We start from the raw sequence: 10496 nt of genomic DNA, 5'->3' as shown, positions 1-10496 counted from the left end.
GTCCGGCACCATGGTCTGAAGGCGCGAAGAGCCGAACTTCATGCCGGGCTTGGGATCGAGGCGGCGGATCTCGCCGATCATGTCGGCGATGTCCTCGTCATCGACGCCGCAGAGCTTGCGCAAGGAAGCGATGTCGCGCTTGGCCAGGAGATCGAGATTTTCGACCAGCGCCTGCATCGCCGGGTCGTAGCGATCGAGTTCCCGAAGCTGGATCGCCAGGCATTCGCTCAACGAACGGGCGCAGATGCCGGGCGGATCGAATTTTTGCAGCACCGCAAGTACGTCCGCGACAGCCTGCTGCGATGCACCAAGCCGCTCGGCGGCCTGGCCGAGATCGGGCGGCAGATAGCCGGCTTCATCGACGAGGTCGATGAGATATTGTCCGATCATGCGCTGCGCCGGCGCGGTGAAAGCGACCGAGAGCTGCTCGGCGAGATGATCGGCCAGCGTGGTTTCCGCCGCGACGAAGGCTTCGAGATTGTAGTCCTCGTCACCGGAGGCGCCGCCGCCCCATTCGGTGTAGACGCTCGGCGCCGCATCCTGCGCATTGCGCGCCGCGGCCTCCGCCGGCTCTTCCGAAAAGACGTTGTCGAGGCCAGTATCCAGGGTCTGCTCGATCTCGGCGCGGGTACCGAGATCCTTGCTCATCCACTCTTCCTGGCCGGGCTCGAAGGCTTCGCCTGAACCGCCACCCGGCTCGTCGCCGTGGCCGCCGCCGGAATCGTCGCCATCACTGAATTGGCCGGCCTCAGCCGGGGCATCTCCCGCGCCCTGCTCATCATTGGCCCGCTCGAGCAGTGGATTGCGCTCGAGTTCCTCCTCCACGAAGGTCGTGAGATCGAGATTGGACAGTTGCAGCAGCTTGATCGCCTGCATCAACTGCGGCGTCATCACCAGCGACTGCGACTGCCTGAACTCTAATCTCTGCGTAAGCGCCATGAAGCAAGAACCGTTCCCAAAATTTGGTCCGATTTTTGCTTATCCTAGTCCGAGCCCGATGTACACGTCTTGACGAATACGAAAAACGGGCTAGAGGCGGAACTCCTCGCCAAGGTAAAGGCGGCGGACGTCCGGGTCGTTGACGATCTCATCCGGACTCCCCTCGGTCAAGATTTCACCGGCATAGACGATATAGGCGCGGTCGGTGAGGCCGAGCGTCTCTCTCACATTGTGGTCGGTGATCAGCACGCCGATGCCGCGATTGGTGAGGTGGCGGACGAGGTCCTGAATGTCGCCGACCGCGATCGGATCGATGCCCGCGAAGGGCTCGTCGAGCAGCATGTAGTTCGGACGCGTCGCCAGCGCACGCGCGATCTCGACGCGGCGGCGCTCGCCACCGGACAGCGCGATCGATGGCGATTTTCTCAGGCGCGTGATGTTGAATTCGTCGAGCAGCGAGTCGAGCTGCAGCTCGCGTTTCTTGCGCGAGGGTTCCACCACTTCGAGCACGGCGCGGATGTTCTGCTCGACGGTGAGGCCGCGGAAGATCGAAGCTTCCTGCGGCAGATAGCCGATGCCGAGCCGCGCGCGCTGATACATCGGCAGCTTCGTCACGTCATGGCCGTCGAGCTCGATCGCGCCGCGGTCGGCCTTGATCAGCCCGGTGATCATGTAGAACACGGTGGTCTTGCCGGCGCCGTTCGGACCGAGCAGGCCGACGGCCTCGCCGCGCCGCACATAGATGCTGACGCCGCGCACCACCTGGCGGCTGCCAAAGCTCTTTTCCACGCTATGCACAGCAAGGAAGCCCGGGCGCCTGAGAAGCTGCGGCCCACCGGAGCCGTTGGGCCGGCTGGCGGCCCGCACCGGATGAACCGGCTGGGTCCGCGGCGACTCAGCTTGATAGTCGGCCTGGTAGTCCGTTTGGTAATCCCCTTGGAACTGGTCGGGCGCGTGCATCGGCTGCTCGCGCGCGATCGGCGGCGCGTCCCGCACCGGGCTGGTCACGAGACCGCCCATGCTGTCGCCGAGCGCGGTGATGTCCTGGCGCGCAAATCCTGGCCGGCCGCGTTTGGCGGGGCGCCGACGGAACATGCTGAATAAATCGACCATCCCCGCTGTCTCAAGCCTTTCACGGTGATTCCGCGATCTGCCGCCCCGGCGCGATTCGCCGGCACAGCATGAGTGAAAGGGTATGTCTTGCCCAGAGAAACACCCTCGATCCCTTATCAGAGGAATCCCGCCGCCGAGCCCGCTGGGGTAGATACAATCTTGTCGGGCAGGCTTCAACCGGAGATCGCCGACTTCAAGCTCAAGCTATTGAAGTTACTTCTGTTTAGTTGCACTTGGCAATTGCAGGGGTGAGGCCGTGCCGGGCTTGCCCTGGCCGCAATCATTGCCGGCACCCTGCGGCAGCAGGACCTGAACCTTGCCGCTGTCCGACTCCACCCGAGACACGCCCGTCGTCATGTCGACCTTCAGCCGGTCGCCGCGCATCACATTCTTGCACTGGGTCAGGACGACCTGGCCCGAGCCGCCGAGCATGGTGATGAGGTTGGTCTTGGTGTCGAAGATGGCAGTCTCGCCTGTAACCACCTGGTCCTTCTGGGTGACCACGACATTGCCGTGCGCTTCCAGCCGCTTGATCGAGGAGCTGCCGTTCGGCCCTGGCGTCGCCGATTGCATCGGTGCCGCCGCTTTTGCATTTTTCGCCGGTTGGGGGGCCGGCTGTCCCGAACCGGAACCGCCGCTCGATTCGTAGAACACGACGAGCGTCTTCGACGTCATGGTGGTGTCGCCCTGAATGACCTTCACGTTGCCGGCGAAGGTCGCCTCCTTCTTCTTGTCGCGCATTTCGAGCGAGGCGGCCTCGATCTGGATCGGCTCATCGCGGTTCTGCGAAAACCCCTGCATGGCGTTGGGCACGCCCTGCATGGCGCCTTGCGCATGCGCCACGGCGATCAGCATCACGCCAAGCGCGATCGCGCCGGCGCTGAACGCAACGCCTTTCGAAAAACCGTTGCGCAAAAGGTGCTTCGTCATGGAGATCATCTCGAAGTCGCAGGCTTGTTTTGGGGCGCGCGCGTTTTCGGTGGCGGTGGCGGCGCAGGCTCGGCGGGCGCTGGCGGCGCGGCGGCCGGCTCGTCATTGCTCAGCTTGTCCAGGTTCATCACCACGTGGCCTTCGAAGCGGATGACGTCGCCGCCCTCCATGATCTTCAGGCGGTCCGAGGACACGGTGCCGTTGGTCAGCTTGACGTCGACATGTTCATCCGAGGTGACCGTGTTGTTGGCCATGTCGACGAAGGCCTGGCTGAGGCGGGCCTCATAGCCCGTCGACGTCCGCACGAAGATATCCTTGCGCAGATCGAGCTGCTGCTGCTTGTTGTCGAAGGTGCCGTTGAGGGCATCGAGGAACACGGTCGATTGATCCTGCATCAGGAGCTTGGCCCTGAGCTTGTGCAAATCGACATGATCGGGGTCCCTGATGTCCTGGATGGCCGTGTTGGCCCAGAGCTCATAGGGCCGCTGGTCGGGCGTGTAGCCCGACAGGTGGGGCGTTTCCATGGTGATCTTGGTTCCGGAGACGACCAGATTTCCGGGATCGAAAGCCACTTCCTTCGTGGTCCGGAACTTGTTGAAGGCCGAGACGAAGATGATCATGGCCATCGCCACGACCACCGTCACCGGCACGGCGATGCGCAGAATGTGGACCAGCCGGCTGTGGCGCGCCGCGGCCGCGAAGCGCGCCTCCAGGCCGTCATAGGCTCCATCATAGGCTGGGGTCTGGACCGAATTCACTGCTGCTCCGAGGCGCCGATCGACGCCCGATTGTATCCGGCGCCGCCGGAATATGCAGCCCGCGACAGGCCGTTACGACTGTGTCCGAAACGGGGCGGCCGGGGCGGCCCGAGACACCCTTCCGGACGACAGGACCACCCTAAGAGTGCGCAAAAATGTCCTCGGCCTCCCAGCCCTGCAAATCGAGCTTCGCCCGCGTCGGCAGGAAGTCGAAACAGGCCTGGGCCAGCGCCGTGCGGCCCTCCCGCACCAGCATGGCGTCCAGCCGTTCGCGCAAGCTGTGCAGGTGCAGGACGTCGGAGGCGGCATAGGCGAGCTGCGGCTCGCTGAGGCTATCCGCACCCCAGTCGCTCGATTGCTGCTGCTTGGACAGATCGACGTTGAGCACCTCGCGGACGAGGTCCTTGAGGCCGTGGCGGTCGGTGTAGGTGCGGGTCAGCCGCGAGGCGATCTTGGTGCAGTAGAGCGGCGTCGTCATCACGCCGAAGGCCTCGTACAGCACGGCAATGTCGAACCGGGCGAAATGGAAGATCTTCGTCACGGAGGGATTGGCGAGCAGCGCCTTCAGGTTCGGCGCATCGGTGTGCCCCTTGGGGATCTGAACCACGTCGGCGCTGCCGTCGCCCGGCGAGAGTTGCACGACGCAGAGCCGGTCGCGATGCGGGTTCAGGCCCATGGTCTCGGTGTCGATCGCGACCGAGGAGGTGTAGCGGGACAGGTCCGGCAGATCGCCGCGATGCAGGCGTACGGTCATGGCGTTTCAAACCTCAGTCGAATCGATGCAACGCTTGCAGGCTAATGCCGGGAACGGGAACTGGCGAGGGTCGGCCGGGCAAGGAAAGTCCAGGCCGGCGGCTGCTCCCTCGATCCCACTCGCGATGTATCCGCCGGCGGGTTTCCACGCAAGCGGATCTCAATGGCGGCGAAGGGTGCGAAAATCGACCAGTAGAACCCAGAAGCACACGAGCGCCGAGACGAGTTGAACGAAGGTGCCCTCGATCACGCCGCCCGAGATCGTCGTTGAGGTCGGAATGAGGATTGCGGCGGTCAGGAAGGCCATCATGGCCATGGGCGAAAGATCGACGATGAGAACGGCGGCATAGACCGCCAATTCGTAGAAGGCATATTCCTTGAGCCGGGGCGAGCAGAGATAGAGCGCATACATTGCGAGGACGGTGATACGCGCCGCCACGCGAGGATGATCGATGAGCCATTGATCCAGCCTCTTCGGTAGCCCGCCGATATCAGGCGACGTCTGATCCCGAATGATGGGCAATACAGACCAGGCGAATGGCGCCAGGACAGCCGCGGCCGCCACGAGTCCGTAGATGGCGAAAACAATCGGCTTGTTGTCGGCCAAGCCAAAATGTTCTGCGAGACCGAGGCCGAAGATCAACAACGAAGGATTCGTCTCCTTCAGCAGCGCGACGGAATGTTGTCCGGGAATCTGACCGGTGATTGCGTTCAGCCAGCTCGGGAAAAGGTCAGCGTAGAACACCCTCGAAATGACGATCGGCAGGATGAACATGCCGAACGCGACGGCGATCAGGGTGAGCTTGCGCGCCCGGGTCAGTGGCAGGAAGTAGAGCGCGGCCAGGACGGGAAAAAAGACCAGCTTGAACGATGTCAGCAGCCCGAGCACGGCCGCACCGGCGAGGCGCAGCGCGAAGCTTTTTACGTCGTCCTCTTCGAGGCGGCTGTGATCGAGCAGCAGCGCCAGCGCGACGGCCGTCAAGAAGCCGGCGAACAGCGCAAAGTTGCCGGAAGCCCACACCCATTCAAAGCCGACGAACGCTCCAAAGGCACAGAGAACCCTGAGAAGCGCATCGCGCGCGTCCGGACGAGTCGCGCGAAGTCCGGGCAGCAGAAGTCCGCCCAAGACGGCGAGGATGAGATAGACGACCCTGTAGTAGTCACGAAGGCCTGCCGAGCACAGCGGCCGGAAAACATCCAACGTCACCGGCAGATAGGGGTAGGAAAATTTGGTGTCTTTCAAATTCTTGACGAAGTAGGGATCAAGCCCCTCGACATAGGCATCGACGGCCGCGCAGTTCACACGAACGTCCCACCCGAATCTTATGCTCGTATGGCTGTCGACGACAAAGCTCGCAAGCACCAGCATTGCCATGAGCACGGCAAAGCCTGTCGATCTTGTGTTCGGCAACCGGCCAACGGTGTCCCCGATAGACGTCACGGCCAGCTGACCTTTCGTGCCCGACATTGCCATTGAATTCGGCCGCACCACTTCGTCACGCGTATCCTCGCAGCACGGAAGGATAGGGGAGTTTCACCGGCCATCGTCATCAGATCGCAGCCAGCATGATGCAGATCATCGCCATCACGGTGATGCGGCTGGCGTTGTCCCTGAAGGTGTAGAGGATCGGGTCATCAGGCATCTCGCGGCGATGAGCCATCATCAGGGCGCGGCCGAACCAGTAGAGCAGCAGCGGGTTGAGCAGCCACAGCATCCAGGGGCGGCTGTAGAGCTGTGTCACCGCCGAGGACGAGACGTAGAGCGAGAACACGATCACCGCGTTCATGCCGCTCGCTGCCGCCATCGCGGCGATGACCTGGATGTCGCCGATCCTGTAGTCGCGGTTGGCGGGATCGGAAAGGCCGGCGCCCTGCCGCAGCGTCAGCTCGCTGAAACGCTTGATGAGAGCAAGCGAAGTGAACACGAACAGCGAGAACATCAGCAGCCATTCGGACAGCACCACGCCGACACCGACGGCGCCGGCGACGATGCGCAGCGTATAGAGGCCGGCGAGCGTGACGACGTCGAGCAGCATCTTCCGCTTGAGCAGCAGCGAGTAGGCGATCGTGGTCGCAAGATACGCGGCCAGCACGGCGGTGAAGACGCCGGAGATGCAGAGGCTTGCGGCGAAGGCGCCGAGCCACAGCAAGGGAATCGCGAGAAGCGCGGAGGCGATCGGCAGATCGCCGGCCGCAAGCGCCCGGTGCCGCTTGGTCGGATGCTGACGGTCGGCCGCAAGATCCAGGAGATCGTTCATCAGATAGGCGCCCGACGCGCAGGCCGAGAACGCCAGGAACGCCAGCAGCGCCGCGCCCAGCGACGACAGGCTCATGTGATGCGCCGTGACCAGGGGCACGAAGACCAGCGTATTCTTGGCGTATTGATAGACGCGGAGCGCGTTCGCCCAAACCTTCAGGCCGACCTTGCGATCGGCATCCGGGGCAGCGCGATTGCCGACATAGTCGAAGGCGTCGAGATCGGCGGTCGCGATCACCCCGTCGAAGCCGAGATGCGCCGCGATGGCCTCGGCATGGTGGCGCAGGCGGGAGGTGGCGACAAAAACCTTGCGGCCCTGCGCGCGCGCTGCGAGCGCCGGGTTCAGGACGTCCTGCTCGTAGGGAAGGCTGGCATAGTCGAGCCTGGCGTCGCGGGCGAGGTGCAGGAGCCTGTCCCTGCGCCAGCTCCCGGCGGCGCGCAGGCGGCCGAGCATGTGCCCGGGCTCGCAAAGCAGCGCCTCCAGCAACAGATCCGAGCGCAGCAGCGTCCCTTCGAGCTCAACGACCAGCGCGCGCGGAGCGGCCGCCGGGACCGGTTGCGGCTCCAGTTCAAGGAGATCGTGCTGCCATTGGGGCTGCTCCATTCGAATACGCGCTCTCAACTAGCTGGCATGGCCGGCCAGCGGCCGGGGAGCAGGGAAATGGACGACAAAAACCGTAATTCCCAAACGCTAAGGGCGGCTTAATCGGATTGGAGACGCCGGGTGGGATTCCGCGGGATCAGGAACTGGCCGAACCGATTCGGTGCCGAGCAGCCCATTCGGACCAATGGCAGCGCCAGGCCTCGATTCGGCCGTCACATCGGGGAGCTACCGAGAAAAATGGTGCCCAGGAAAGGACTCGAACCTTCACGGCCGTGAAGCCACTGGCACCTGAAGCCAGCGCGTCTACCAATTCCGCCACCTGGGCATGCCGGTTAGGCACGGGGGCGGTTACTACGGATCGATGACGCGCTTGTCAAATCGAACGTGACCAGCCGATTGCGCATCGCAAACCGGCCCGATACAAGCCTGCCTCAGGCACAGCCTTCGGCAGGAACGGACCCCCATGGCATCGAATCTCGACACCCTCGTCACGGTTTTCGGCGGATCGGGGTTTTTGGGCAGAAACGTCGTCAGGGCGCTCTGCAAGCGCGACTACCGGGTCCGGGTCGCGGTCCGGCGGCCGGAGCTCGCCGGCTTTCTCCAGCCCTCGGGCAAGGTCGGGCAGGTCCATACCGTGCAGGCCAATCTGCGCTACCCGGCCTCGGTCGAGGCCGCGCTGCGTGATTCGCACATCGTGATCAACCTTGTCGGCATCCTCGCCGAGAGCGGCGGCCAGACCTTCGATGCCGTCCAGGCCAAGGGCGCCGAGACCGTCGCCAGGGCCGCGGCGGCTGCCGGCGCCAGGCTGGTGCATGTCTCCGCGATCGGTGCCGACGAGCAGTCGGCCTCGCACTATGCCCGCGCCAAGGCGGCCGGCGAGCAGGCCGTGCTGGCAGCCGTGCCTTCGGCCACGATTTTCCGTCCCTCGGTGATGTTCGGCCCCGAGGACCAGTTCACGAACCGCTTTGCGGCGCTGGCGCGGATGGCGCCGGTGCTGCCGCTGATCGCCGGCGAGACGAAGATGCAGCCGGTCTATGTCGGCGACGTCGCCACCGCGATCGCGGACGCCGTCGATGGCACGGCCAAGGCGGGCGCGACCTACGAGCTCGGCGGCCCCGAAGTCCTGACCATGCGCGAGATCATCGAGACCATCCTGGCGATCACCGATCGCAAGCGGATGCTGGTGCCGCTGCCGTTCGGCCTCGCCCGCCTCCAGGCGACCTTCCTGCAATTCGCGCCGGGTGCGTTCAAGCTGACGCCGGACCAGGTGACGCTGCTCGAGAAGGACAATGTGGTCTCGGATGCCGCGAAGGCGGCCGGGCTGACGCTGGAAGGCCTCGGCATCACGGCGGATTCGCTGGAAGGGATCGCCCCGCAATATCTCTGGCGCTTCCGCCCGGCCGGGCAGTTCCAGCGCAAGAACGGCGTAGCTTAGCCGCCATCCAAAAACTGCGAAAACAACCCCATGCGAGGTAGGGGGCTCGGCGTCCTGTAGGTGGCAGGGTGGTCGCGAGCACCACAAGCGACCGTCATGCCCGGGCTTGTCCCGGGCATCCACGTTCTTTGTGCCGCGGGGCAAGGCGTGGATGGCCGGGACAAGCCCGGCCATGACGGTGTGGAAGGTTCAAAACTTCAGCTTCTTGAACACGGCTTCGGGCAGCGCCTTGATGATGAGCATCACGAGGCGCCATTTGCCGCTGACATAGACGACGTCGGTCCGGCGCTCGACAGCGCCAAAGATGGCATCGCCGACGACTTGTGCCTCCACGGTCAACGGGCCGATCAGCTTCATGCCCTCGGTCATCTTGGTGCGGACGAAGCCCGGCTTGACGGTGACGACGTGAACGCCGCCACGGCTGGCGCGGGCGCGCAGGCCCGACAGGTACGCGGAAAACCCGGCCTTCGCGGAGCCGTAGACGTAGTTCGAGGCACGGCCGCGGTCGCCGGCGACCGAGGACACGCCGACGATGGAACCACTGCCGCGCGCCAGAAATTTTTCGGCGAACAGGCCGAGGATCAGCGCGGGGCCTTCGTAGTTCGAGCGCATGATCGTCGTGGCGTGATCGAGATCGCGCTGTGCCGTCTCCTGCGCGCCCAACAGGCCGACGATCGAGATGACGACATCGGGCATCGCGGCAAGACCTGCCACGAAGCCGTCGAACGATGCGGTATCCAGCACGTCGAAGCGATGCGTGCTGGCGCTGATGCCATGGCGCGCGTGCAGGTCGGCGGCATCCGGCTCCAGCGCCGTGGCATCGCGGCCCGCGAGCTGAACATCCCAGCCGGCCTTGGCGAAGCTGCGCGCGGTGGCGCGTCCGATATCGGAGCTGCCCCCTAACACCAGCACGATCTTGCGAGTAGTCACGGCCGCACCTCATCGAACAGACGCTGCGAAAGCTTTGAGCGGATTTTTCCGGTCGGATCGAGCGATGCCCGGATCTCCTTGAAGCGTTGCAGGGCCGGATAGCCGGCCTCAAACGTTGCGCGCGACTGGCGCGCGTCCTTCGCGAGATACAGGCGGCCGCCGGCGGCGACGACGAGACAGTCGATCTCGTCGAGGAAATTCATGATGTCTCCGGTCGCGGCGAAATCCAGCGCCAGCGTGTAGCCAGGCATCGGAAACGACATCAGGCCGTCGCCCGGCCCAAGCTTCTTGAGCACGGCAAGGAACGAGGCATCGCCGCGCCGCGAGACGCGATCGAGGATGTCGCCGAGCACGGCAAGCGCACCGTCCCGCGGGATCACGCATTGATGCTGGAGGAAGCCGCGACGCCCGTAGATGCGATTCCAGGCACTGATGCTGTCGAGCGGAAAGAAGTAGGGAAAGATCGAGACCAGGCGGCTGCCGCCGGCGCGCCGCGCACCCATGCGGTAATAGAGCTCGTTGAAGGCGCGAACCGAATAGCGGTTCAGTGTCATCGACGGAAGATCGATGGGCACGTTGAGCCGCGGATCCTGCCCGCGGGGGAATGCATCCGCACCGTGCGGAACCTCGCTCGCGCCGGCATGCTCACCGAGATAGATCAGCGAGCGGCCAAGGCTGCTGCCCGTCGCAACGCAATCGATCCACGCCACCGAATAGGTCGCGGAGTCGCCGGCATCGAGCGCGCGAATCGCTGCATGCAGATCGGATGTCGAGATC

At 64.4% G+C, this 10496-nt stretch carries 10 protein-coding genes and 1 tRNA gene; 1 reads left to right on the top strand and 10 read right to left on the bottom strand.

What is annotated here, in order from left to right; genetic code table 11:
- The 8 genes from SO140_RS44675 to SO140_RS44640 form a co-directional block, all read right to left on the bottom strand.
- Positions 1 to 939, bottom strand: a 939-nt coding sequence (locus SO140_RS44675) for an RNA polymerase factor sigma-54 (protein WP_498544100.1), incomplete at its 3' end; no start/stop codon positions are given.
- Between the two features lie 90 nt (positions 940 to 1029).
- Positions 1030 to 2052 carry an LPS export ABC transporter ATP-binding protein gene (gene lptB, locus SO140_RS44670; RefSeq protein WP_449383240.1) on the bottom strand — a complete coding sequence of 341 codons (1023 nt, stop codon included), beginning with the start codon at positions 2050 to 2052 and terminating at the stop codon, positions 1030 to 1032.
- A gap of 213 nt (positions 2053 to 2265) precedes the next feature.
- Entirely contained in the window at positions 2266 to 2982 is a 717-nt protein-coding gene (locus SO140_RS44665; protein WP_449383239.1) for an LptA/OstA family protein, read from the bottom strand.
- A gap of 5 nt (positions 2983 to 2987) precedes the next feature.
- Complete coding sequence (gene lptC / locus SO140_RS44660; RefSeq protein WP_449383238.1) at positions 2988 to 3740, bottom strand: LPS export ABC transporter periplasmic protein LptC; 753 nt, start codon at positions 3738 to 3740, stop codon at positions 2988 to 2990.
- A gap of 139 nt (positions 3741 to 3879) precedes the next feature.
- On the bottom strand, positions 3880 to 4494 hold the full coding sequence (locus SO140_RS44655) for a ribonuclease D (protein ID WP_449383237.1): 615 nt from the start codon (positions 4492 to 4494) through the stop codon (positions 3880 to 3882).
- A gap of 159 nt (positions 4495 to 4653) precedes the next feature.
- The gene (locus SO140_RS44650) at positions 4654 to 5934 is read right to left on the bottom strand and encodes a hypothetical protein (RefSeq protein ID WP_498544099.1); all 1281 of its coding nucleotides are present in this window, start codon (positions 5932 to 5934) and stop codon (positions 4654 to 4656) included.
- Between the two features lie 109 nt (positions 5935 to 6043).
- Positions 6044 to 7354 (bottom strand): UbiA family prenyltransferase, encoded by a 1311-nt coding sequence (locus SO140_RS44645; RefSeq protein WP_449383234.1) that lies wholly within the window; start codon positions 7352 to 7354, stop codon positions 6044 to 6046.
- Between the two features lie 238 nt (positions 7355 to 7592).
- Positions 7593 to 7679, bottom strand: a tRNA-Leu gene (locus SO140_RS44640).
- 138 nt (positions 7680 to 7817) lie between these two features.
- Between SO140_RS44640 and SO140_RS44635 the strand changes: the two genes are divergently transcribed.
- Complete coding sequence (locus SO140_RS44635) at positions 7818 to 8789, top strand: complex I NDUFA9 subunit family protein (RefSeq protein ID WP_449383233.1); 972 nt, start codon at positions 7818 to 7820, stop codon at positions 8787 to 8789.
- 189 nt (positions 8790 to 8978) lie between these two features.
- Here SO140_RS44635 and SO140_RS44630 read toward each other — a convergent pair whose 3' ends face one another.
- Positions 8979 to 9719 carry an SDR family oxidoreductase gene (locus SO140_RS44630; RefSeq protein ID WP_449383232.1) on the bottom strand — a complete coding sequence of 247 codons (741 nt, stop codon included), beginning with the start codon at positions 9717 to 9719 and terminating at the stop codon, positions 8979 to 8981.
- The coding region (locus SO140_RS44625; protein ID WP_498544098.1) for a D-arabinono-1,4-lactone oxidase at positions 9716 to 10496 on the bottom strand (781 nt) is incomplete at its 5' end. The genes SO140_RS44630 and SO140_RS44625, both read right to left, overlap by 4 nt.

The organism is Bradyrhizobium sp. UFLA05-108, assembly GCF_059803455.1.
This window is presented reverse-complemented; position numbering and strand designations above follow the sequence as displayed.